This is a genomic window from Pseudomonas sp. Emmai, assembly GCF_055179735.1.
The window spans coordinates 2,405,347-2,428,016 of record NZ_CM143685.1 but is presented as its reverse complement, the minus strand read 5'-3'; the positions used below and the strand labels follow the sequence as shown (position 1 = coordinate 2,428,016).

At 61.5% G+C, this 22,670-nt stretch carries 19 protein-coding genes and 1 other RNA gene; 9 read left to right on the top strand and 11 right to left on the bottom strand.

Going from position 1 to position 22,670, the window contains the following annotated elements:
* The first annotated feature begins 180 nt into the window (after positions 1 to 180).
* The 4 genes from ACY4LX_RS11025 to hemN all read left to right on the top strand — a co-directional run bounded on the left by ACY4LX_RS11025 (position 181) and on the right by hemN (position 5,070).
* On the top strand, positions 181 to 2,631 hold the full coding sequence (locus tag ACY4LX_RS11025) for a heavy metal translocating P-type ATPase (protein WP_463259889.1): 2,451 nt from the start codon (positions 181 to 183) through the stop codon (positions 2,629 to 2,631).
* A 23-nt stretch (positions 2,632 to 2,654) separates the two neighbouring features.
* Positions 2,655 to 2,873, top strand: coding sequence for a cbb3-type cytochrome oxidase assembly protein CcoS (gene ccoS, locus ACY4LX_RS11020; RefSeq protein ID WP_149660546.1), 219 nt, complete (start codon positions 2,655 to 2,657; stop codon positions 2,871 to 2,873).
* The gene (locus tag ACY4LX_RS11015; RefSeq protein ID WP_149660547.1) at positions 2,866 to 3,549 is read left to right on the top strand and encodes a sulfite exporter TauE/SafE family protein; all 684 of its coding nucleotides are present in this window, start codon (positions 2,866 to 2,868) and stop codon (positions 3,547 to 3,549) included. The genes ccoS and ACY4LX_RS11015 overlap by 8 nt, the downstream gene beginning before the upstream one ends.
* A gap of 138 nt (positions 3,550 to 3,687) precedes the next feature.
* On the top strand, positions 3,688 to 5,070 hold the full coding sequence (gene hemN, locus ACY4LX_RS11010; RefSeq protein ID WP_149660548.1) for an oxygen-independent coproporphyrinogen III oxidase: 1,383 nt from the start codon (positions 3,688 to 3,690) through the stop codon (positions 5,068 to 5,070).
* Here the strand turns inward: hemN and ACY4LX_RS11005 are convergent.
* The gene (locus ACY4LX_RS11005) at positions 5,067 to 5,549 is read right to left on the bottom strand and encodes a hypothetical protein (protein ID WP_463259888.1); all 483 of its coding nucleotides are present in this window, start codon (positions 5,547 to 5,549) and stop codon (positions 5,067 to 5,069) included. The genes hemN and ACY4LX_RS11005 overlap by 4 nt on opposite strands.
* Before the next feature lie 155 nt (positions 5,550 to 5,704).
* Here ACY4LX_RS11005 and fnr point away from each other — a divergent pair, with 155 nt between their 5' ends.
* Both fnr and ACY4LX_RS10995 read left to right on the top strand, forming a co-directional pair.
* Complete coding sequence (gene fnr, locus ACY4LX_RS11000) at positions 5,705 to 6,436, top strand: fumarate/nitrate reduction transcriptional regulator Fnr (protein ID WP_054615628.1); 732 nt, start codon at positions 5,705 to 5,707, stop codon at positions 6,434 to 6,436.
* Positions 6,437 to 6,515: 79 nt separating this feature from the next.
* A complete protein-coding gene (locus ACY4LX_RS10995; protein ID WP_123599371.1) occupies positions 6,516 to 7,064 on the top strand; it encodes an adenine phosphoribosyltransferase in 549 nt (182 codons plus the stop codon).
* Positions 7,065 to 7,191: 127 nt separating this feature from the next.
* Here the strand turns inward: ACY4LX_RS10995 and ACY4LX_RS10990 are convergent, their stop codons facing one another.
* The 5 genes from ACY4LX_RS10990 to dnaX all read right to left on the bottom strand — a co-directional run bounded on the left by ACY4LX_RS10990 (position 7,192) and on the right by dnaX (position 13,010).
* Positions 7,192 to 8,340, bottom strand: coding sequence for an acyl-CoA dehydrogenase family protein (locus ACY4LX_RS10990; protein ID WP_463259887.1), 1,149 nt, complete (start codon positions 8,338 to 8,340; stop codon positions 7,192 to 7,194).
* Between the two features lie 181 nt (positions 8,341 to 8,521).
* Positions 8,522 to 9,124 (bottom strand): recombination mediator RecR, encoded by a 603-nt coding sequence (gene recR / locus ACY4LX_RS10985; RefSeq protein ID WP_133836727.1) that lies wholly within the window; start codon positions 9,122 to 9,124, stop codon positions 8,522 to 8,524.
* 65 nt (positions 9,125 to 9,189) lie between these two features.
* The gene (locus ACY4LX_RS10980; RefSeq protein WP_463259886.1) at positions 9,190 to 10,224 is read right to left on the bottom strand and encodes an NADP-dependent oxidoreductase; all 1,035 of its coding nucleotides are present in this window, start codon (positions 10,222 to 10,224) and stop codon (positions 9,190 to 9,192) included.
* A gap of 308 nt (positions 10,225 to 10,532) precedes the next feature.
* Entirely contained in the window at positions 10,533 to 10,871 is a 339-nt protein-coding gene (locus tag ACY4LX_RS10975) for a YbaB/EbfC family nucleoid-associated protein (RefSeq protein WP_007905413.1), read from the bottom strand.
* Positions 10,872 to 10,937: 66 nt separating this feature from the next.
* The gene (gene dnaX / locus ACY4LX_RS10970; RefSeq protein ID WP_463259885.1) at positions 10,938 to 13,010 is read right to left on the bottom strand and encodes a DNA polymerase III subunit gamma/tau; all 2,073 of its coding nucleotides are present in this window, start codon (positions 13,008 to 13,010) and stop codon (positions 10,938 to 10,940) included.
* A 145-nt stretch (positions 13,011 to 13,155) separates the two neighbouring features.
* Between dnaX and ACY4LX_RS10965 the strand changes: the two genes are divergently transcribed.
* Positions 13,156 to 13,905 carry a substrate-binding periplasmic protein gene (locus ACY4LX_RS10965; RefSeq protein ID WP_463259884.1) on the top strand — a complete coding sequence of 250 codons (750 nt, stop codon included), beginning with the start codon at positions 13,156 to 13,158 and terminating at the stop codon, positions 13,903 to 13,905.
* A gap of 3 nt (positions 13,906 to 13,908) precedes the next feature.
* On the opposite strand, the gene ACY4LX_RS10960 is transcribed toward ACY4LX_RS10965, so the two are convergent.
* Complete coding sequence (locus ACY4LX_RS10960; RefSeq protein WP_149660554.1) at positions 13,909 to 15,609, bottom strand: putative bifunctional diguanylate cyclase/phosphodiesterase; 1,701 nt, start codon at positions 15,607 to 15,609, stop codon at positions 13,909 to 13,911.
* A gap of 417 nt (positions 15,610 to 16,026) precedes the next feature.
* Between ACY4LX_RS10960 and ACY4LX_RS10955 the strand changes: the two genes are divergently transcribed.
* On the top strand, positions 16,027 to 16,341 hold the full coding sequence (locus ACY4LX_RS10955) for a helix-turn-helix domain-containing protein (protein ID WP_007933342.1): 315 nt from the start codon (positions 16,027 to 16,029) through the stop codon (positions 16,339 to 16,341).
* Positions 16,342 to 16,488: 147 nt separating this feature from the next.
* Complete coding sequence (locus tag ACY4LX_RS10950) at positions 16,489 to 17,397, top strand: DUF2167 domain-containing protein (protein ID WP_463259883.1); 909 nt, start codon at positions 16,489 to 16,491, stop codon at positions 17,395 to 17,397.
* Between the two features lie 185 nt (positions 17,398 to 17,582).
* On the opposite strand, the gene ffs is transcribed toward ACY4LX_RS10950, so the two are convergent.
* From ffs to zipA, 4 genes are all read right to left on the bottom strand, one after another.
* An RNA gene (ffs, locus tag ACY4LX_RS10945) (signal recognition particle sRNA small type) lies at positions 17,583 to 17,679 on the bottom strand.
* A gap of 191 nt (positions 17,680 to 17,870) precedes the next feature.
* Positions 17,871 to 19,034, bottom strand: a complete 1,164-nt coding sequence (locus ACY4LX_RS10940; protein ID WP_463259882.1) for a zinc-binding metallopeptidase family protein — start codon at positions 19,032 to 19,034, stop codon at positions 17,871 to 17,873.
* A gap of 188 nt (positions 19,035 to 19,222) precedes the next feature.
* Entirely contained in the window at positions 19,223 to 21,580 is a 2,358-nt protein-coding gene (gene ligA / locus ACY4LX_RS10935; RefSeq protein WP_463259881.1) for an NAD-dependent DNA ligase LigA, read from the bottom strand.
* A gap of 220 nt (positions 21,581 to 21,800) precedes the next feature.
* The gene (gene zipA / locus ACY4LX_RS10930; protein WP_149660558.1) at positions 21,801 to 22,655 is read right to left on the bottom strand and encodes a cell division protein ZipA; all 855 of its coding nucleotides are present in this window, start codon (positions 22,653 to 22,655) and stop codon (positions 21,801 to 21,803) included.
* Between the last annotated feature and the right edge of the window lie 15 nt (positions 22,656 to 22,670).

Genomic DNA, 22,670 nt, shown 5'->3' with positions numbered 1-22,670 from the left:
CCCTTGTGGCGAGCGGGCTTGCCCGCGTTTGGCTGCGCAGCAGCCATAAGACCTGTGCACTCGATCGACCGGAAGATCGCGGTCTCAGGGTTTGGGACCGCTTCGCGGTCCAACGGGGGCAAGCCCCCTCGCCACAGGGTCTGAGTTGAATCAGCCACAATTGTTTCCATGGCGACAGACATGACCACCCCAACCCCCTGCTACCACTGCGCCCTGCCTGTCCCGGCCGGCAGCCGCTTCACCGCCGTTGTCCTCGGTGAAACCCGCGAGCTTTGCTGCCCGGGTTGCCAGGCGGTAGCCGAAGCCATCGTGGCCGGCGGGCTGGAGAGTTATTACCAGCATCGCAGCGAATCCTCGGCCAACCCCGAAACCTTGCCCGTGCAATTGGTCGATGAACTGGCGCTGTACGACCGCGCCGACGTCCAGCAGCCCTTCGTCCGTCACGAAGGCGAGCTCGCCGAAACCACCCTGCTGATGGAGGGCATCAGTTGCGCCGCCTGCGGCTGGCTGATCGAGAAACATCTGCGCGGCTTGCCGGCGGTAGCCGAGGCACGGCTGAACCTGTCCAACCATCGCCTGCACGTACGCTGGGCCGACGCGCAACTGCCGCTGAGTCAGATACTCAGTGAGCTGCGCCACATCGGTTACGCCGCCCACCCCTATCAAGCCGACCGCGCCAGCGAACAACTGGCCAGCGAAAATCGTCTGGCCCTGCGCCAACTCGGCGTCGCCGGATTGCTGTGGTTCCAGGCGATGATGGCGACCATGGCCACCTGGCCGGAATTCAACATCGACTTAAGCCCGGAGCTGCACACGATCCTGCGCTGGGTCGCGCTGTTCCTGACCACGCCGATTGTGTTCTACAGCTGCGCGCCGTTCTTCAAGGGCGCCATGCGCGACTTGCGCACCCGGCACCTGACCATGGATGTGTCGGTTTCGCTGGCGATCGGCAGCGCTTATCTGGCCGGGATCTGGACGTCGATCACCGGCGTTGGCGAGTTGTATTTCGATGCCGTCGGCATGTTCGCGCTGTTCCTGCTGGCCGGGCGCTACCTGGAACGCCGCGCCCGGGAACGCACCGCCGCCGCCACCGCACAGCTGGTGAATCTATTGCCTGCCTCATGTTTGCGCCTGGGTCCCGATGGCCAGAGCGAGCGCATCCTGCTCAGCGAATTGCGCGTCGGTGATCAGGTGCTGGTGCACCCCGGCGCGATCCTGCCGGCTGACGGCAAAATCCTCGACGGCCAGTCGAGCATCGACGAATCCCTGCTCACCGGCGAGTACCTGCCACAACCGCGCACACTCGGCGATGCGGTCACCGCCGGCACGTTGAACGTTGAAGGCGCATTGACCGTTGAAGTGCTGGCGCTGGGGCAAGACACGCGGCTGTCCGCCATCGTCCGCCTGCTCGACCGCGCCCAGGCCGAGAAACCGCGCCTGGCGGAAATCGCCGACCGCGCCGCCCAGTGGTTCCTGTTGCTGTCGCTGATTGCCGTCGCCGCTATTGGCTTGCTGTGGTGGGAACTGGATTCGTCGCGGGCGTTCTGGATCGTGCTCGCCATGCTCGTGGCGACCTGCCCATGCGCCCTGTCCCTCGCGACGCCGACCGCGCTGACCGCCGCCACCGGTACGCTGCATAAACTCGGCTTGCTGCTGACCCGAGGCCATGTACTGGAAGGCCTGAACCAGATCGACACGGTGATTTTCGACAAGACCGGTACGCTGACCGAAGGTCGCCTGGCCCTGCGCTCGATTCGCCCCCTCGGCTCACTCGGCAGCGATGAGTGCCTGGGGCTCGCAGCCGCCCTGGAAAACCGCTCCGAACACCCGATTGCCCGCGCCTTTGGCCGTGCGCCACTGGCCGCCGAAGAAGTCCTCAGTACGCCAGGGCTGGGGCTTGAAGGATTGGTCGGCGAACAGCGCCTGCGCATTGGCCAAGCGGGGTTTGTCTGCGAACTCAGTGGCGCCAGCGTGCCGCTGATGCCGGAAGAAGCGGGCCAATGGCTGCTGCTGGGCGACAGCTTCGGGCCGCTGGCGTGGTTTGTCCTCGACGACCGTTTGCGCACCGATGCGCCCGCCCTGCTCGCGGCCTGCAAGGCTCGCGGCTGGCGCACACTGTTGCTGTCCGGCGACAGTTCGCCGATGGTCGCCAGCGTCGCAGCCGAATTGGGTATCGACGAGGCCCGTGGCGGCCTGCGTCCCGATGACAAGTTGCAAGTGCTGCAACAGCTGCACAAGGAAGGGCGCAAGGTATTGATGCTCGGCGACGGGGTCAATGATGTGCCGGTGCTGGCCGCCGCCGATATCAGCGTGGCCATGGGCTCGGCCACCGACCTGGCGAAAACCAGCGCCGACGCGGTGCTGCTGTCCAACCGCCTCGACGCCCTGGTGCAAGCCTTCAGCCTGGCGCGGCGCACCCGCCGGATAATCATCGAAAACCTGCTGTGGGCCGGGCTGTACAATGGCCTCATGTTGCCGTTCGCCGCCCTCGGCTGGATCACTCCAGTGTGGGCCGCGGTCGGCATGTCGATCAGTTCGTTGACCGTGGTGCTCAACGCCCTGCGCCTGACTCGGATGCCGAGCACGCCCAAGGCCAGCGCCACGCCAGAAACCCGCCCGCTGCCGGCCTGAGCCGCGCGGGCATGGAGTGACCCATGCCAGCTCTTTACGTGATGATCCCGGCCGCGCTGCTGATCGTGGCCATCGCCGTCTATATCTTCTTCTGGGCGGTGGACAGCGGTCAGTACGATGACCTCGACGGCCCGGCCCACAGCATTCTGTTCGACGACCAGGACCCGAACCACACCGCTGCGGTCGATGAGGCCAGCGGTCATCCGGCCAAACCCCACGACAAGGCGCCACCCCATGCTTGAGTTGGCACCCCTGCTGGTGTCTGCGGTGATCCTCGGCCTGCTCGGCGGCGGTCATTGCCTGGGCATGTGCGGCGGCTTGATGGGCGCGCTGACCCTGGCGATTCCCAAGGAACAACGCAGCCGCCGCTTCAGATTGTTGCTGGCCTACAACCTGGGCCGAATTCTCAGCTACGCCACGGCGGGCCTGTTGATCGGGCTCGCCGGCTGGGCAGTGGCCAACAGCCCGGCGGCGATGTTCATGCGCATCATCGCCGGCCTGCTGCTGATTGCCATGGGCCTGTACCTGGCTGGCTGGTGGAGCGGCCTGACCCGCATCGAAAGCCTCGGTCGCGGCCTGTGGCGGCATATCCAGCCGGTTGCCAACAAATTGCTGCCGGTGTCGAGCCTGCCCCGCGCCCTGCTGCTGGGCGCGCTCTGGGGCTGGCTGCCGTGCGGGCTGGTTTACAGCACGTTGTTGTGGGCGGCGAGTCAGGGCAATGCGCTGGATAGTGCTTTGTTGATGTTGGCGTTCGGGCTGGGGACATGGCCGGTTTTATTGGCTACAGGCCTGGCAGCCGAGCGCGTGACGGCGTTGCTGCGCAAACGCAGTGTGCGGATGAGTGGCGGGGTGCTGGTGATGTTGTTCGGGATCTGGACATTACCGGGGCCGCATCAGCATTGGTTGATGGGCCACTGACCCTGTGGCGAGGGGGCTTGCCCCCTCGCCACAAAAGCCGACCATGGCCACCCATCGCCGTTGACGCAAATCAAGATGCCCCAACGCCGCCCCCCATAGACTCGCTGACACTGCAAGCCTATCCGGGGGAACGCCCGCATGCTCGACGCCATTCGTTGGGACACCGATCTGATTCGCCGTTACGACCTGTCGGGGCCGCGCTACACCTCGTACCCGACCGCCGTCCAATTCAACAGCCAGGTTGGCACGTTCGACCTGTTCCATGCCCTGCGCGACAGCCGCAAAGCGCTGCGCCCGCTGTCGTTGTATGTGCATGTGCCATTCTGCGCGAACATTTGCTACTACTGCGCCTGCAACAAAGTCATCACCAAGGACCGCGGCCGCGCACTGCCCTATTTGCAGCGTCTGGAGCAGGAGATCCAGCTGATCGCCTGTCACCTGGACCCGGCCCAGAAAGTCGAGCAACTGCATTTCGGCGGCGGCACCCCGACCTTTCTCAGCCACGACGAACTGCGCCAGTTGATGGCGCAGCTGCGCAAGTCTTTCAATTTGCTGGACGATGACTCCGGCGACTACGGCATCGAGATCGATCCCCGGGAAGCCGACTGGTCAACCATGGGCCTGCTGCGGGAGCTAGGCTTCAACCGCGTAAGCATCGGCTTGCAGGACCTTGATCCGGCGGTGCAACGCGCGGTCAATCGCCTGCAAAGCCTGGAAGAAACCCGCGCCGTGATCGATGCCGCGCGGACCTTGCAGTTTCGCTCGATCAACATTGACCTGATCTACGGCCTGCCGCGCCAGACTCCCGAAAATTTCGCCCGCACGGTCGATGAAGTCATCGCCCTGCAACCAGACCGGCTCTCGGTGTTCAACTACGCCCACCTGCCGGAACGCTTCTTGCCGCAACGGCGGATCAACAGCAACGAACTGCCGACGCCGGCACAAAAACTGGAAATGCTCCAGGGCACCATCGAACAGCTGACCAAGGCCGGCTATCGCTACATCGGCATGGACCACTTCGCCCTGCCCGACGATGAACTGGCGATTGCCCAGGAAGAATCAACCCTGCAACGCAACTTCCAGGGCTACACCACCCACGGACATTGCGACTTGATCGGCCTCGGCGTCTCGGCCATCAGCCAGATCGGCGACCTGTATTGCCAGAACACCAGCGACCTGAATCTGTACCAAAACACCCTGGCCTCGGCGCAATTGGCTACCAATCGCGGCCTGCTGTGCAACGCCGACGACCGTGTGCGACGAGCGGTGATTCAGCAATTGATCTGCAGTTTCAGCCTGGAATTCGCCGCTATCGAGAAGACTTTCAACATCGACTTTCGTGGTTACTTCAGCGAACTTTGGCCGCAGCTGGAAGAGATGGCCAGGGACGGCTTGATCGAGCTGGACAGCGAACGAATCAGCGTACTGCCCGCCGGGCGACTGCTGGTGCGCTCGGTGTGCATGGTCTTCGATGCGTATCTGGAGCAGCAGAATCGGCAGCGTTTTTCCCGAGTGATTTAGGACTTCATGAGCAGCGACGCCGCCTTGAGGATTTGCTCCGGCGTCAGGCCTGCCTGCTTCATGGCTTTACCGAGCGCGGTGTTGGCGGTGATCAGGCCACCGTTGAGGTTGTTGATAAACGCTTGCAAGGCACCGAGCTTGGCTTTGATTTCTTCCGGACTCAGACGTTTATCCCTCATGACCGCCTGCATTTCGGCCAGTTTTTCGGCGATCTGCTGCTGCAATTTGCGAATCATCTTCAGGATCTGCTGAATGTTTTCCGGCAAGCCGCTTTCTTCGATGTCGCTGACATCACCTTGGGCCCCGGCGGCTTTTTCAATTCCGGCACCGGACAGCGAGACTTTGATGCCTTCGACTTTGGCGGGGGTTTCGACGGGCGTCACGGTGACGTCCGATTCATTGACCGACGGGATTTTCGAGGTATCGAGCAACGACGAGACACCGCCGTTACCGGGATTCAACGTGCCAATGGCGGACATGAATACAGTTCCTCGAAAGCGATCAGTAGACAGGTTATCGGCCGTCCGTCCGCAGGCTTTACGCGCCTGCGGCAAATTCGCCGTGCGCTGGCCTGAATGTCCTCCCGTGAGTTACCCTTACGGCTTATGTGTGTTTTCCCACAAGGATTAAAGAAATGTCTGAGCCAGTTAAACTGCGCGCTCACAGCCAGGCCCATTGCAAGGATTGCAGCCTGGCTCCCCTCTGCTTGCCACTTTCTTTGAATCTGGAAGACATGGATGCGCTGGACGAAATCGTTAAACGTGGTCGCCCGCTGAAGAAAGGCGAGTTCCTGTTCCGCCAGGGCGACACGTTCGATTCCGTTTATGCAGTTCGCTCCGGCGCCCTGAAGACCTTCAGCCTCAGCGATGGCGGCGAAGAACAGCTCACCGGTTTCCACTTGCCGAGCGAACTGGTCGGCCTGTCGGGCATGGACACGGAAAAACACCCGGTGTCGGCCCAGGCACTGGAAACCACCTCAGTCTGCGAAATCCCTTTCGAACGCCTCGACGAACTGTCCATTCAACTGCCGCAACTGCGTCGTCAGTTGATGCGGGTAATGAGCCGGGAGATTCGCGACGACCAGCAAATGATGTTGCTGCTGTCGAAGAAAACCGCCGACGAGCGCATCGCCACGTTCCTGGTCAACCTCTCCGCGCGCTTCCGCGCTCGCGGCTTCTCGGCCAACCAGTTCCGCCTGAGCATGTCGCGCAACGAAATCGGCAACTACCTGGGCCTGGCGGTGGAAACCGTGTCCCGGGTATTCACCCGCTTCCAGCAAAACGAACTGATCGCCGCCGAGGGCAAGGAAATCCATATCCTCGACCCGATCCAGCTCTGCGCCCTGGCCGGCGGCTCGCTCGACTGACTAGTGCAATTGCGGCTGAGCGAAACGGTTCAGCCGCCGTTATACTGCGTCGTTTGCAGCCTGCCAGGACAACTCGACGATGGTCTTCGACTCCTTCGACATCAAATCCCTGATCCGCCCCGTGATCGACTTTCCCAAGCCGGGCGTGATCTTTCGCGACATCACCCCGCTGTTCCAATCGCCCACGGCCCTGCGCCTGGTGATGGACACTTTCGCCCACCGTTACGTCGAGGCCGACTTCACCCATATCGGCGCGATGGATGCGCGTGGCTTCCTGATCGGCTCGGTGCTGGCGTATCAGTTGAACAAGCCGCTGGTGCTGTTCCGCAAGCAAGGCAAATTGCCGGCGGACGTGCTGGCCGAGGGTTACGCGACCGAATACGGCGAAGCCTTACTAGAAGTGCACGCCGACAGCCTGTGCGAGGGTGATTCGGTGGTGATGTTCGATGACCTGATTGCGACCGGCGGCACCTTGATCGCGGCGGCGAACCTGATTCGGCGCATGGGTGCGCGGGTGCATGAAGCGGCGGCGATTATTGATTTGCCAGAGTTGGGTGGGTCGCAGCGCCTGGAAGACATGGGTATTCCTACGTTTTGCCTGACGCAGTTTGCGTTGAGCGAACAGTAAGCGGCCACCGCTCGATCGTTCCCACGCTTCGCGTGGGAATGCAGCCGGGACGCTCCGCGTCCCTCCAAAGCCGAACGCGGAGCGTCCGTTGAGGCATTCCCACGCAGAGCGTGGGAACGATCGGACGTTAAAGCCCCATCTGCTTACTGATGATCTCGTTCATCACTTCCCGCGTCCCACCGCCAATCGACAGAATCCGATTGTCGCGATACAGCCGTTCCACCAGACTGTCCCGCATATACCCCAGCCCTCCCAGAATCTGCACGGCATCCGTGGTGATGCGATCCGCCGTGTCGGTGGCGAAATTCTTGGCCATGGAAATTTCCTTGATCACGCTCTGCCCCGCCGCCATTTTCGCCGCCTGGCGGTAGGTGAATTCCCGTGACACTTCCAGGGCCGTGGCCATTTCGGCGAGGCGGTGCTTGAGCACCTGGAACTTGCCGATCGGCTTACCAAAGGCCTCACGCTGACGCGCCCATTTCAGGCTCTCCTCCAGCGCCAGTTGCGCGGTCATGTTGGCCATCAGCGCCAGGGCCAGGCGTTCGCTCTGGAAATTACCCATGATGCAGGCGAAGCCCATATTTTCGGCGCCGATCAGGTTTCCTACAGGCACCTGGCAATTGTCGAAGAACAATTCGGCCGTGTCCGACGCCCACCAACCCATTTTCTTCAGCTGCCGACCGACGGTGAACCCGGGCGTACCCTTCTCGATCAACAACAGGCTGATCCCGCCGAAACCCGGCGCGCCGGTGCGCACCGCCACCGTGTAGAAATCGGCACGCACACCGCTCGTAATAAAGGTCTTGCTGCCGCTGACCCGGTAGCAGTCGCCGTCTCGCACGGCGCGGGTTTGCAGGTTGGCCACATCGGAGCCGCCACTGGGTTCGGTGATGGCCAAGGCGCTGATTTTCTCGCCGGACAACACTTGCGGCACCACTCGATCACGAACCTCGGGGCGGGCCCACTTGAGGATCGGCGGCAGACCGATGTCCAGCGAACCGAGGCCGGCGACCAAACCGCCGGAGCCGCAACGCATCAGCTCTTCGCTGGCGGCGACCTTGGCAAACAGATCACCTTCATGGCTGCCACCCAGGGATTCGGGGTATCCGATGCCGAGAATCCCCGCGGCACCGGCCTTGAGGTACAGCTCCCGGGGAAAGCTTTCGGCTTCCTCCCACTGATCGATGTCCGGCAGGATCTCGCGCTCGACGAAACGCCTGACGCTGTCGCGGACCAATTGGTGGCTGGGGTCGAAGTATTCCTGAAAGGCAGGCATCGGCGAGCTCCGCTGAAGGGTTCAGCGAAGTTAACCGAGCGCTTGCTTGGTTTTCAACAGGATTGTGTGAATCAGAGGGACCGAGGTGCGTCCTTCGCGGGCAAGCCTTGCTCCTACAAAAGCAAAGGCGCCGCGCTACCTGTAGGAGCGAGGCTTGCCCGCGATGAGGCCCGCCCAGACACTACAACGCGATCGGCTTGCGCCCCGCAAACGAATGCGCCAACGTCCCGCCATCCACCAATTCCAGCTCGCCACCCAACGGCACCCCATGGGCGATGCGCGAGGCGATCAGGCCTTTGTTGCTGAGCAACTGGGCAATGTAATGCGCCGTGGCTTCGCCTTCCACCGTCGGGTTGGTGGCGAGGATGACTTCGGTAAAGGTGCCCGCCTCCTCAATCCGCGCCAGCAATTGCGGAATGCCGATGGCTTCCGGCCCGAGACCGTCGAGTGGCGACAAATGGCCCTTGAGCACGAAGTAACGACCACGGAAACCGGTCTGCTCCACGGCGTAGACATCCATCGGCCCTTCCACCACGCACAGCAAGGTGTCGTCGCGGCGGTTGTCGGCGCATTGCGGGCACAAGTCGTCTTCGGTCAGCGTGCGGCACAAGCGGCAGTGACCGACCCCTTCCATGGCCTGGCTCAACGCCAGCGCCAGGCGCGAGCCGCCGCTACGATCACGCTCGAGCAGTTGCAACGCCATGCGCTGGGCGGTTTTCTGGCCCACGCCCGGCAACGTTCGCAGGGCATCGATCAGTTGGCGAATCAGAGGGCTGAAGCTCATGGGGAAAAGTCCGACAAAACAACGAGACGCGGTTTATACCCGCGCCTCCGGCCAGCGTCAAATACTCAGTCCTGGGCGACCCGCACGACCAGTTTGCCGAAGTTGCGTCCCTCCAGCAGACCGATGAACGCCTCGGGCGCCTGCTCCAGGCCATCGACGATGTCCTCGCGGAACTTGACCTTGCCGTCGCGCACCCACGGCGCCATGGCACTGACAAACTCCGGCTGGCGATCACCGTAGTCATCAAAAACGATAAAGCCCTGGATACGCACGCGCTTGGTCAGCAAGGTGCGCTGCAATTGCGGCAGGCGATCCGGCCCGCTCGGCGCCTCATGGGCGTTGTAACCGGCGATCAGGCCACACAGCGGAATCCGCGCTTTGGCGTTGAGCAACGGCACGATCGCATCGAAGACTTTGCCGCCAACGTTCTCGTAATAGATATCGACGCCTTTGGGACATGCCAGCGCCAGCTCCTGGGCAAAGTCCGGGCTCTTGTGGTCGATGCAGGCGTCGAAGCCCAGTTCCTCGACCACGTAGCGGCACTTATCCGCACCGCCGGCCACACCGACCACGCGCAGGCCTTTGATCTTCGCCACCTGGCCAACCACTGAACCCACCGCGCCGGACGCGGCGGCGACCACCAGGGTTTCGCCGGCCTTGGGCTGGCCGATGTCCATCAGGCCCATATAGGCCGTCATGCCCGGCATGCCCAGCACACCCAGTGCCATCGACGGGCTCGGCAGCCCGGACGGGATCGGAATGATGTTGCGCCCATCACTGATGCTGTGGCTCTGCCAGCCGGTAGAGCCGACTACCAGGTCACCTTCGTGGAACTTGGGATTGAGCGAACGCTCGACACGGCTGACAGCGCCACCGGTCATCACTTCGTCGATTTCTACCGGCGCGGCGTAAGACGGCGCGTCACTCATGCGTCCGCGCATGTAGGGATCGAGGGACAGGTAAAGGGTCTTGAGCAACACCTGACCGTCGGCCAGATCCGGCAGCGCGACGCGCTCCAGGCGAAAATTCTCCGGGGTCGGCGCGCCTACCGGGCGGGACACCAGGACGATACGTTGGTTGAGGGTCAATGCTTGTGGCATGTGAGCGTCTCCTTTGATCGATGAATTTTGCGGTATAGGGTGCAGACCGTTATGGCCGTGTGGCGTTCGATGTTTTGCCTCTGTGGCGAGGGGGCTTGCCCCCGTTGGAGTGCGGAGCGCTCCCAAAACTGCCAACGCGGTGTATCAGGTAAATCCTAGTTGTCAGTTAAGCGACTGCTTCGCAGTCCAACGGGGGCAAGCCCCCTCGCCACAAAAGCGTGGGAACGATCTGTGTGCGCCGGAAACAAAAATGCCAGGCGCAATTGCCTGGCATTTTTTTTGTAGCTCATCCGAGGCGCGTTGGCGAATCAGAATGGCAGTTTCATACCCGGTGGCAGTTGCATGCCAGCGGTCACGCCGGACATTTTGTCCTGGCTGTTGGCTTCGATCTTGCGCACGGCATCGTTGACGGCGGCGGCGAACACGGCCTCCAGCATCTCTTTGTCGTCTTCGCTCAGGCCTTCCACCAGGCTTGGGTCGATGGTCACGCGCTTGACGTCGTGACGACCGGTCATCACCACGGTGACCATATCGCCGCCGGCCTTACCGGTGACTTCGGCGTTGGCCAGTTCTTCCTGCATCTTGGCCATTTTTTCCTGCATCTGCTGTGCCTGCTTCATCAGGCCGGCCATGCCACCTTTCATCATGGTAATCACCTCAAAGTACTTGGATAAAAACAGCGCCCGGCCCATGCGGCCAAACGCCTTCAGTTATTAGCCCTGACTGACCAGGGCTTCGACAGGTTCAATAGTATCGTTACGGATCACCGCACCGAACTGCTGCATCATTTGCTGGATGAACGGATCGCCGTGAATCGACTCCTCGGCCTCGCGCTGACGGTTCACCCGCCGGCGGGACGCGGCCTGGGCCGGGGTTTCCTGCTCGGGCTTGATCAGTTCCATGCTCAGGCTCAGCGTACGCCCGTGGAACTGGTTCAGCGCATCGTTGAGACGGCGTTGCTGGGTCGCGTTGAACAAGGCGCTGTGGGCCGGGTCCAGGTGCAACAGCCAGTTGTCGCCATCAACGGCGATCAGCGTGCAGTTGGCGGCGATGCTGCCGGTCATGCCGGAGATCGGCAGTTTCGGGAACAGCTCCAGCCATTGCAGCGCCAGACCGGTGGCCGGTGCCGCGGCGGGCTCTGGCTCGGGTTCCGGCGCCGGCTCGGCGGTGTGCTCGCTGGCCAGTTCATCGAGATAGCTGTAAGCCGAATCGATGTCCGGCTCAATGTAATCCTCGTCCAGCGGCGGCTCGTCATCCTGATCGGCGCCCGGAGTAGCGGCATCGACCTCAGCCACGGACGGTTCCGGGATCGGCGCAGCGGCCCATTCCGGTGCGTCCGGCACCACGCTGTCCGGCGTGGGCATGGGCATCGGCGGCAATTCGGGTTGCTCGCTGGCGGTTTCCAGTACCGGCTCGATGTCGGGTTGCTGGACCACTTCGGGCTCGACCGGGTCGTTCCATGGCAGATCGACTACGGGGGCGACCGCCTCAACCACAGGATCGGGCACGATAACTGGCGCAACCGGTTCAGGCGCCGGGACCGGTGCAACGACCGCTGCGACCGGCGCAGGCACAACCTGGGCAACTGCCGCAGGGACTACCGGCGCAGCTTTAGGCGCGGCAGCCACTGAATTGGCGGAATCAACTGTGGCCTGGCTGATCCCCACTGGCTTTAGCGGTTGCCTCGGGGCGTCCGCCGTATCCGCCGGCCTGAACGCCAACATGCGCAGCAGGACCATTTCGAAGCCACCGCGTGGGTCGGGCGCCAGCGGCAAGTCGCGACGGCCGATCAGGCCCATCTGGTAGTAAAACTGTACGTCTTCGGCCGGCAACGCCTGGGCCAGCGCCAGCACCCGATCACGATCGCCGTGGCCGTTGTCGACGCCTTCGGGCAAGGCCTGGGCGATGGCGACACGGTGCAGCACGTTGAGAATTTCCGAGAGCACGCCGTTCCAGTCCGGGCCTTGTTCGGCCAGGTGACGAACGGCTTCGAGCAACGCCTTGGCGTCGCCTTCGATCAACGAATGCAGGACATCGAATACCTGACCGTGATCCAGCGTGCCCAGCATCGCCCGCACGTCAGCGGCCATGACCTTGCCTTCACCGAAGGCGATGGCCTGGTCGGTCAGGCTCATGGCGTCACGCATCGATCCGTCGGCGGCGCGGCCCAGCAGCCACAGCGCGTCGTCTTCGAACGGCACCTGCTCGACGCCCAGGACGTGGGTCAAATGCTCGACCACCCGTTCCGGGGTCATGTTCTTCAGCGAAAATTGCAGGCACCGCGAAAGAATCGTTGCCGGAAGTTTCTGCGGATCGGTGGTCGCCAGGATGAACTTGACGTAGGGCGGCGGCTCTTCGAGGGTTTTGAGCAGCGCATTGAAGGAATGGCTGGAGAGCATGTGCACTTCGTCGATCAGGTAGACCTTGAAGCGCCCACGGCTCGGAGCGTACTGCACGTTGTCGAGCAGCTCGCGAGTGTCCTCGACCTTGGTCCGGCTCGCGGCATCGATCTCGATCAGGTCGACAAAGCGCCCTTCATCGATCTCGCGGCACACCGAGCACTCGCCGCAGGGCGTTGAAGTGATACCTGTTTCACAGTTCAGGCATTTGGCAATGATTCGTGCGATGGTGGTCTTGCCGACACCGCGCGTCCCGGTAAACAGGTAGGCGTGGTGCAGTCGCTGGCTGTCCAAGGCATTGATCAGAGCCTTGAGCACATGGGTCTGGCCGACCATTTCGCGGAACGAGCGCGGACGCCATTTACGTGCAAGAACCTGATAACTCATCGAAAACCATCGCCACTGGGAAGCAGAAGCGGCTAATGCTAGCGGAGCAGGCCCGAAATTGCATCCGGTGCGCTCGTCTAATCTGGCTAAGCTGCATTTTGGGGGGCTATTTATCGGTTCAGGATTGATCAGTACCGGAGCGTTTATGCGGTTGGCCTTGGGGGCATTGTTGTTAATCAGCCTGAACGTCACAGCCGCTGACGCGCCTGTGCGCTACGTGATGGCCGACAGTTGGGCGATGCCGATGGTGCAACTGGAACGGGGTCGACCAACCCAGGGCATCCTTTATGACGTCATGCTCAGCCTCTCGACCCAGGTCGGTGTGCCGGCGGAGTTTCATGTGTTGCCGCGGGCTCGGGTGCAGAACGCCATGGAGCACGGCGAGGTCGATGTGCGCTGTTATGCCGCGCAAACGTGGCTGCCGAACCAGTCCGGGGACTATATCTGGAGCATTCCGCTGTTTCTGCAACGGGACCTGCTGGTCAGTCGCAATGGCTCGCCCACGTTGATCAACCCCGCGGATCTGCGACACGAAACCATCGGCACCGTGCTGGGCTACATTTACCCGACGCTGCAACCGCTGTTCGACTCCGGCCAGTTGCAACGCGAAGACGCGCGTAACCAGGAACAGGTGCTGAATAAACTCCTGGCTGGACGCTCGCGCTACGCCGTCAGCAACCAATGGACCCTGGACTGGTTCAACCAGCGCCTGATGCCCGGTCGGCAACTGCAAGCCGTGGCGGTGCTGCAGGAACAGAATGTCGGCTGCTATGTGCGTAACGACCCGAAAGTGCCGGTGCAGCGGATTTTGCGCACGCTGCTGCGAATGAAAATGTCCGGGGAGATCGATGACATTATCGGGCTCTACATCGGCAACGAGCCCGCAACGCCTTGAGCGTCAGCCCACCTGATCCAGCGTCTGCCACTGCGTCGGCGCAACAAACCCCGCGACCCAATCCGGCACCTCGGCAGGCGGCATCGGCCGGGCAATGAAATAGCCCTGGGCCACTTCACAGCCGAGCTGCAACAACAGTAGACCATGCTCGATACTCTCCAGGCCCTCGGCAATCACCTGTCGGCCAAATGCCCGGGCCAGGCCGATCACTGCGGTGGTCAGGGCCAGGTCGTCACGGTCGTGAAGAATGTCGCGGACAAAGGATTTATCAATCTTGATGGTTTGCGTACGCAAGCGCTTGAGGTAGCTCAGGGACGAATAACCGGTGCCGAAATCCCCCAGCGAAAACTGCACCCCGAGCGCTTGGCAAGCCTGCAAACAGGCGCTGACATGCTGGATATTCTCGACGGCCACCGACTCGACGATTTCCAGATCCAGCAATTGCGGGGCGACCTGGGCATGCCGGGCGAGCACCTGCCTGAGCCGCTCGACGAAATCCGCCCGCTGGAAATGCCTTGCCGCAATATTAATGCTGATCGGCCAGCCCTGCCCCGCTTGCTGCCAACGGTGCAGTTGCGCCAGGACCTGATCCATCACCCATTCACCAATGTCGATGATCAGGTCCGTCTCCTCCACCAGCGGCAGGAAATCCCGCGGCAGCACCAGGCCGTTTTGCGGATGCTCCCAGCGCAACAGCGCCTCGAAACCGACGACCTCGCCACGACGCATGTTCACCTTGGGCTGAAAATGCAGGCGCAACTCGCCGGCGGCCAGCGCCTGCCGAACCCGCTCGACCGTCTGGTGCGTGGCTTTGACTTCCTGATCGCGGGAGACATCAAACAGATGAAAACGGTTGCGCCCGCGCTGCTTGGCCACGTACATGGCCTGATCGGCATGGCGCAACAGGGTTTCGGCATCTTCGTTGTCGTAAGGAAACAGGGTGACGCCGATGCTGGCGAACACGTTGATGTCCTTGCCATGCAACGAGTACGGCGCGGAAATCGCACCCAGCACCCGATTCAACGCCGCGCGCAACTCCGGTAGATCGCGCACGTAACGCAGCACCAGCACGAACTCATCACCGGCCAGCCGCGCTACCACGTCCTCACCGCGCACGATCGTGCGCAATCGCTTGGCCACTTCCACCAACAGCAGATCGCCGCTGGCGTGACCGTAGCCATCGTTGACCGCCTTGAAGCCATCAAGGTCGAGCATGCACACCGCCAGCGGGATGTTTTCCTGGCGCGAGAACTCCAGCGCCTGATCCAGCAGGTCCGAGAGGAATGCGCGATTGGGCAGGCCCGTGAGCACGTCATGCCCGACTCGCCATTGCAGGGAATGCAGCAGTTGGCGTTTTTCGCTGATGTCGAAGCGGATCGACAAGTAGCGGTCAACTCGCCCGGTATCGTCATTGAGCACCGGCACCATGGTGCTCTCGACCCAGTACAGGCTGCCATCCTTGGCCCGATTGCAGATCTCGCCTTTCCAGACGCTGCCCAGGGCGATGGTGCGCCACAGGCCGGCGAAGAATTCGGCGGAGTGCAGGCCGGAATTCAGCAGCCGATGGTTCTGCCCGATCAGCTCCTCGCGGCTATAGCCGGAGATGGTGCAGAACTGGTCATTGACGTACGTGATACGGCCGCTCAGATCCGTCTCGGAAAAGATGGCGGCGGCATCCACGGCCCTGCGGTATTTCTCGTCCATGAGGGGTGCTCGTTGTCGCTAGCGGTGGTACCGCTCGACCAGCGCACAATGCCCGGAAGAGATGTTTTGAGACGGACTGCGCAGAGACACGTAATCACTCCATGGACAGCAGTTGATGGCCCCGGGACAGCAGAAGATCAACTAGGCTAAAAGACCTCGGACAAGCTGGAAACAGCGACCCAGGTAACGTTTTGCAGGGCATCCGAGCCACGCTTGGCTTCTGCGCACAGCCGACATTGGAACGCAATGCAGGCTGTTCCCTATCGCCTCAACTTCTGAAAGCAGGTCACCAAATGCCCCCTTTGAGCGGCGATTCTACGAAATACATCACATTTTGCAAAGCAAGGTGATGGATCATGCAGTTGTCTAATGCAAAAATCTATCGTTAAGTTCTTGATTCTAAATGGGAATTGAGCGATGCAAATTTCAAGTTTGGGTCCAGCCATCCGACGCTATCGCAAGGTCGCGGGGCTTACTCAGGCTGAACTCGGCGAAAAAACCGGTTTTGACCCCAAAACCATCAGCCGCTTCGAAACCGGCACCTATACCCCCAGCGTGGAAGCATTGTTCCTGCTTGCCGATGTGCTGGGCGTGAAGCTGAAAGCGTTTTTCGCAGATTTAGGCGATGAAGACGAACAGCGGGCGTACCTGTTCAGCGTCATACATAAAGCCACCCCGAAGGATCTGGGAAAGCTGATCGCAGCGGTTGACCAGGCCTTGTCCAAGCCTTAGTGCCAGTAATAGAAAAGGCAGGTATGTCGATAACGACAGACCTGCCTTTTACTTATCCAGACATCAGGATTCGTCTCGAATAGCGTGCGCCAATAATGGCCATCCGATATCCTTGCGCGAAATTAATTCAAAATGTAAGGGACTACGATGAAACACCTCCGCCCATTCCTGATGGCTGCACTGCTGTGCGCACTGCACAACCCCGCACAAGCGGCCAAAGCTGCCCAGCCAGCCCCCGTCGAAGCGGCACAGGTCGAGCAAACCCCCGCACAGTTTCTCGCCACCCTGAAGCAGCAGCACGGCACCATCACCCTGCCCTCCGGCATCGCCACGATGAAACTCAACGACGAGTTTTACTACCTCGATCCGAAAGACACCGAGCGCTTGCTGACCGAAGGCTGGGGCAACCCGCCCGGCCACAAGACGTTGGGCATGATCATTCCAAAAGCCGTTAACCCACTGACCGCCAGCGGCTGGGGCGTGATCGTCAGCTACAAGGACGACGGGCATATTTCCGACGAAGACGCGGCCAAAATCGACTACGCCGACCTGCTCAAGCAAATGCAGGAAGAAGACGAGGAAGACAACAAGGAGCGCCAGAAACAAGGCTATGCCGGTCTGCACCTGTTGGGCTGGGCCGAGCAACCGCATTACGACGAAGCCAGCCACAAAATGTACTGGGCCCGGGAACTGAAAGCTGACGACGCCGAGGACAGCACGCTGAACTACAGCATTCGGGTGCTGGGCCGCAAAGGCGTCCTGGAATTGAACGCGGTCGCTGCCATGGCGGACCTGCCGATGATCAAGCAGGAATTGCCGAAAGTCATCGCTTTCACCAACTTCACCGATGGCAACCTCTACACCGACTACAGCCCTGGCACCGACAAACTGGCCTCTTATGGCCTGGCGGCACTGGTGGGTGGCGGCCTGGCGGCCAAGGCCGGGTTGTTTGCCAAGATCGGCATCTTCCTGCTGGCGGCGAAAAAGTTTGTGATCGTAGGTTTGGTGGTGATCGCTGGCTTTGTGCGCAAGCTGTTCAGCCGCAACAAAGCTTAAAGCGATTGTCCTTCTGGGCTGCCGGGTGACGCCGGCAGCGCGGGATGCACAAACGGCAGGCGTGACAAAACCGCTACAGGACAGCGCAGCAGACGATCAGCAATAAAAGGATTTGAACAAGAGGTGTATCGAAGGGTATTGCGCGCGCCAGCCTCGAATCGGAGGACTTGGCGTTATGGAGGCAACCCCACCAGCCACACCCCGGCACACAATGTTCCCGCTGTGGCTGCTTCCTTCCGGATCTGACCAGGTTCACGGGTAATCGTTGCGGGGGGACCGATGGAGTCACCATAACGACATTCACCTTGACGGCGAACGGCGCCATTGTACCTATCTGAGACGAAGTTACAACCGTTCACATGGATTAAAAAATATGAGTCGGTTCAAGGACATGCGGTGCGCCCGAAAAGATCGCAGCCTGCGGACCTACACGGATCCATGCAGGCGCTGCCGCAGGCTGCGATCTTTTGATCTTATTGCACCAACACCTCATCCGCCTTGCCGCCCTCCTCCTGGATCACCAGGTGGATAAAGTGCAGTTTGGCGATCACCGCTGGCGGCAGGACGAACGGATAAAAATCCGGCTGCCCCATGCTGCGCGATAACTCGTTAAGCATGCCGGCCAGTTCTATCCACGCATTGACGAACGACAGGAACGCCGCGCCACCGGGATGCTGCGGGTCGTAGAGGGTGCTGGAGGGGAATGGCTGGTAATCGAAGTCCATCTCCCGGGCGCTCATGCCAAAACCCAGGGCGGTGTCCACGGCGTCCATCATGTGCAGGTAGTGCGCCCAGGTTTCAGCCCAGTCTTCCCAGGGGTGCATGGTCGCGTAGGCGCTGACGGCATGTTGCTGCCAGTCCAGCGGCGCACCTTGTTGGTAGTGGCGCTCAAGCGCATCGGCGTAGCTGGCGCGTTCATCGCCGAACAAACCACGAAACGGTTCCAGCCAATGACTGTTGGCGATCAACCGATCCCAATAGTAGTGCCCGACTTCGTGACGAAAGTGCCCGAGCAGCGTGCGATACGGTTCGTGCATCTGCACCCGCACCTGCTCGCGGTGAGCATCGTCGGCTTCCTTGATATCCAGAGTGATTAGGCCATTGGCGTGGCCGGTGGTTGGCGGTTTGCCGTCGAGGTCGACGCCGATGAAATCGAAGGCCAGGCCGGTTTCTTCGTCCACGGTTTTCGGGATCACCTGCAAACCGAGGCTGACCAGTTGCGCGACCAAGCGGCGCTTGGCCGTCTCGACCATTCGCCAGCGTTCAGGGTTTTCGGGGATCGATAGATCGGGGATGGTGTGGTTCAGGCTGCACGCGATGCACAACGCATCGTGATCGTTGGCCGACAGCAGCCAGTTGCAGGCGGCCGGGGAATCCAGATTGGCGCAGCGGCGAAACACACCCGCCTCGGGATCGGCGTCCAGCAGCCAGGTATCCGCTTGCGGGCCGGGTTGCAGCGACGACAAGCGACTCTGCTCCGGCTGATAGCCCAGCGCCGCCGAGCAGGCCAGGCACTGGCTGTTGCGAAAGAACAGCGACTGCCCGCAGCGACACTGCCAGACCTTGCTGTTGCGCGAGCTCTCGCCGATGAAGGGCGCGGCGATGCGGGAACTGAGCTGTTCGAAGAAACGGTACATGGCGAACTCTCCCTGAGGGGTGCCAAGACTAGATCATTTCAGCTAGCCGATCGTTCCCATAATTGTGGGGGCAGAGGCTTACCTGTGGCGAAGGAGCTTGCCCCCGTTCGACTGCGCAGCAGGCGCCAGCATCGAGGGGACCGCTTCGCGCTCCAGCGGGAGCAAGCTCCCTCGCCACAGGTCCGGTGTCAGATTGGAATACCGTGCTTCTTCAAGAACCCGACAAACGCCTCTTCATCCAGCACCTTCAACCCCAGCTCATTGGCCTTGGCCAACTTGGAACCCGCCCCCGGCCCCGCGACCACGCAATGGGTCTTGGCCGACACCGAACCCGCCACCTTGGCCCCCAGGCTTTCGAGCTTGTCCTTGGCCACATCGCGGCTCATCAGTTCGAGCGATCCGGTCAGCACCCAGGTTTGTCCGGCCAGCGGCAGGCCTTCGACGACTTTCTTCTCGCTCAGCCAATGCATGCCAAAATCACGCAACTGCTTCTCGGCGGCTTGAGCGATCTGGCGATTGTCTTCGACTGCGAAAAACTCGCGAACCGAATTCGCCTGTTTCTCCGGTAATGCCTGACGCATGTCCAGCCAATCCGCTTCGAACACGCCTTCCAGCGAACCAAACTTGTCCGCCAGCTTCTGCGCCCCGCCCGGCCCGACCGACGGGATGTGCAATTTGTCGAGGAACCCGCCGAGGGTGGTGCTCGCGGAGAACTCCGCGCCCAACTCGCCCTGATCCTGAATCTGCAGACCGTGCTTGAGCAGTTCGGCGATCACCTGCTGGTTATGCGCATCTTCAAAGAAGCTATGAATCTCATAAGCCACTTCCAGCCCGACATCCGGCAAGTACGTCAGCACTTGCGGCAACGCCTGCTGAACCCGCTCCAGCGAGCCCAGAGAGCGCGCCAGCACCTTGGCCGTCTCTTCGCCGACATCAGGGATGCCGAGGGCGTAGATGAAGCGGGCCAGGCTCGGCTGCTTGCTGTCTTCGATGGCGCCGAGCAGTTTCTTGCTCGACAGCTCGGCGAAGCCTTCCAGGTCGACGATGTCTTCGAACTTCAGGGCATACAGATCGGCCGGTGAACTCACCAGGCCTTCGTCGACCAGTTGCTCGACGCTCTTGTCGCCCAGGCCTTCGATGTCCATGGCGCGACGGGACACGAAGTGGATGATCGCTTGCTTGAGTTGCGCGCCGCAGGCCAGGCGACCGACGCAGCGATATACCGCGCCTTCGCTGACGGTCTCGCGGCCCTTGCTGCGCTTGACCAGTTGCGTGCGCTCGACATGGGAGCCGCACACCGGGCATTTTTCGGGAATCTGTACCGGCCGCGCATTCTCCGGACGGCGCTCAAGCACCACTTGCACCACTTGCGGGATCACATCGCCGGCGCGGCGGATGATCACCGTATCGCCGATCATCAAGCCCAGACGCGCGACTTCATCCATGTTGTGCAACGTGGCATTGGCCACGGTCACGCCCGCGACCTTCACCGGTTTCAAGCGCGCCACTGGCGTAACGGCACCGGTGCGGCCGACCTGGAATTCCACGTCGAGCAACTCGGTGAGTTCTTCCATTGCCGGGAATTTGTGAGCAATCGCCCAACGCGGCTCGCGCGCGCGGAAACCCAGCTCACGTTGCGAGGCAATGCTGTTGACCTTGAACACCACGCCATCGATTTCATAGCCCAGCGCATTACGGCGCTCGCCGATATCGCGGTAGTAATCCAGGCACTCATCGATGCCATGGGCCAGTTTCATTTCATGGCTGATCGGCATGCCCCAGACCTGCAGCTGCTTGAGATTGCCGATATGGGTGTCGGCAATATCAGCGGAAATCTGGCCGATGCCGTAGCAGCAGAATTCCAGCGGGCGGTTGGCGGTGATCTTCGAATCCAGCTGACGCAAGCTGCCGGCGGCGGCGTTGCGCGGGTTGGCGAAGGTCTTGCCGCCGACCTCCAGTTGCGTGGCGTTAAGCCGTTCGAAACCGGCCTTGGACATGAACACTTCGCCGCGCACTTCAAGGGTCGCCGGCCAGCCAGTGCCGTGCAGCTTGAGCGGGATGTTACGCACAGTGCGCACGTTGACGCTGATGTCTTCGCCGGTAGTACCGTCGCCGCGGGTGGCGCCGCGCACCAGCACGCCGTCCTGATACAACAGGCTGACCGCCAGGCCATCGAGCTTGGGTTCGCAGCTGTATTCCACCGCCGCGCCGCCACCGAACAGGTCACCGGCCGGCAGGTCCAGGCCTTCGGTCACCCGGCGATCGAACTCGCGCATGTCGGTTTCTTCGAAGGCATTGCCGAGGCTGAGCATCGGCACCTCGTGGCGCACCTGGGTAAACGCCGACAGCGCTGCGCTGCCGACACGCTGGGTCGGCGAGTCGCTGGTGATCAGCTCGGGATTGGCGGCTTCGAGGGCTTTGAGCTCGTGGAACAACCGGTCGTATTCGGCGTCCGGAATGCTCGGCTCGTCCATCACGTGATAACGATAGTTGTGCTGATCCAGCTCAGCGCGCAGCTCTAGAATGCGGTTTTTGGCGGCGGTCATGGGTGTTCTCTCATAAAGCAAAAGAGCAGCCGAGGCTGCTCAATCTTCTAAATACAGTAGCTTAACGCTATGGACACTGTGGCGAGGGAGCTTGCTCCCGCTCGGCTGCGAAGCAGCCGTAAATCCTGCACCGCTGCAACGCGTCGGATGGTTTTGGGGCTGCTTCGCAGCCCAGCGGGAGCAAGCTCCCTCGCCACAAAATGTGTTCCACCCTTCCGGTTTAGCGTTTTTGGGTCAATGCGCGACGCTCGAACTCGACGATGCGCTGACGGTAGTGCTCGATGGTCTGCGCGGTCAAAACGCTGCGCTGGTCATCTTTCAGTTCGCCGTTCAGTTCCTGGGACAGCTTGCGTGCCGCGGCCACCATCACGTCGAAGGCTTGCTTCGGATGGCGTGGGCCTGGCAGTCCGAGGAAGAAGCTCACCGCCGGGGTGCTGAAATGGTCGATGTCGTCCAGATCAAAAATGCCCGGCTTGACCGCATTGGCCATGGAGAACAGCACTTCGCCGTTGCCGGCCATGCTTTCGTGGCGATGGAAAATATCCATCTCGCCGAAACGCAGGCCGCTTTCCAGGATGTTCTGCAACAGCGCCGGGCCCTTGAAGCCGGCAGCGTCGCGGCAGATCACGCTGATCACCAGCACTTCTTCGGCTTGCGGTTGTTCCTTGTCACTGACCGAAGGCGAGGACTTGGTGTCATCCGGGAAGTCGTCGTCACGGCTGCTGAAGCTCGGGCCGCCGTCCAGGTCCAGGCTGAGGTTCATGTCGCCCTGGGACGGTTCGTTATGGCCACGCTTGCCGCGCTTGGAACCCGACTCACGGGGCTCCCGGGCCGGCATGCTCACCGACGGCAGATCGTGCTCGTCCAGTTGCGGCTCTTTATGGGTATCCAGCACCCGAGGCGGGCCCAACAGCTCGGCGCTGGTGTCCTCGTCCGGCAGGTTGGACAGACTTCGGTCAAGACGGAATTTAAGTTTTCCCTTGCCGCCGCGCATGCGACGCCAGCCGTCGAAAAGAATACCGGCAATGACAATAATGCCGATGACGATCAGCCACTCGCGCAGACCGATTTCCATGTAATCCCGTGCCTC

Coding starts and splice junctions, on each gene's coding strand:
- ACY4LX_RS11025 (WP_463259889.1), top strand. CDS start 181: ATGACCACCCCAACCCCCTGCTACCACTGCGCCCTGCCTGTCCCGGCC.
- ccoS (WP_149660546.1), top strand. CDS start 2,655: ATGCCAGCTCTTTACGTGATGATCCCGGCCGCGCTGCTGATCGTGGCC.
- ACY4LX_RS11015 (WP_149660547.1), top strand. CDS start 2,866: ATGCTTGAGTTGGCACCCCTGCTGGTGTCTGCGGTGATCCTCGGCCTG.
- hemN (WP_149660548.1), top strand. CDS start 3,688: ATGCTCGACGCCATTCGTTGGGACACCGATCTGATTCGCCGTTACGAC.
- ACY4LX_RS11005 (WP_463259888.1), bottom strand. CDS start 5,549: ATGTCCGCCATTGGCACGTTGAATCCCGGTAACGGCGGTGTCTCGTCG.
- fnr (WP_054615628.1), top strand. CDS start 5,705: ATGTCTGAGCCAGTTAAACTGCGCGCTCACAGCCAGGCCCATTGCAAG.
- ACY4LX_RS10995 (WP_123599371.1), top strand. CDS start 6,516: ATGGTCTTCGACTCCTTCGACATCAAATCCCTGATCCGCCCCGTGATC.
- ACY4LX_RS10990 (WP_463259887.1), bottom strand. CDS start 8,340: ATGCCTGCCTTTCAGGAATACTTCGACCCCAGCCACCAATTGGTCCGC.
- recR (WP_133836727.1), bottom strand. CDS start 9,124: ATGAGCTTCAGCCCTCTGATTCGCCAACTGATCGATGCCCTGCGAACG.
- ACY4LX_RS10980 (WP_463259886.1), bottom strand. CDS start 10,224: ATGCCACAAGCATTGACCCTCAACCAACGTATCGTCCTGGTGTCCCGC.
- ACY4LX_RS10975 (WP_007905413.1), bottom strand. CDS start 10,871: ATGATGAAAGGTGGCATGGCCGGCCTGATGAAGCAGGCACAGCAGATG.
- dnaX (WP_463259885.1), bottom strand. CDS start 13,010: ATGAGTTATCAGGTTCTTGCACGTAAATGGCGTCCGCGCTCGTTCCGC.
- ACY4LX_RS10965 (WP_463259884.1), top strand. CDS start 13,156: ATGCGGTTGGCCTTGGGGGCATTGTTGTTAATCAGCCTGAACGTCACA.
- ACY4LX_RS10960 (WP_149660554.1), bottom strand. CDS start 15,609: ATGGACGAGAAATACCGCAGGGCCGTGGATGCCGCCGCCATCTTTTCC.
- ACY4LX_RS10955 (WP_007933342.1), top strand. CDS start 16,027: ATGCAAATTTCAAGTTTGGGTCCAGCCATCCGACGCTATCGCAAGGTC.
- ACY4LX_RS10950 (WP_463259883.1), top strand. CDS start 16,489: ATGAAACACCTCCGCCCATTCCTGATGGCTGCACTGCTGTGCGCACTG.
- ACY4LX_RS10940 (WP_463259882.1), bottom strand. CDS start 19,034: ATGTACCGTTTCTTCGAACAGCTCAGTTCCCGCATCGCCGCGCCCTTC.
- ligA (WP_463259881.1), bottom strand. CDS start 21,580: ATGACCGCCGCCAAAAACCGCATTCTAGAGCTGCGCGCTGAGCTGGAT.
- zipA (WP_149660558.1), bottom strand. CDS start 22,655: ATGGAAATCGGTCTGCGCGAGTGGCTGATCGTCATCGGCATTATTGTC.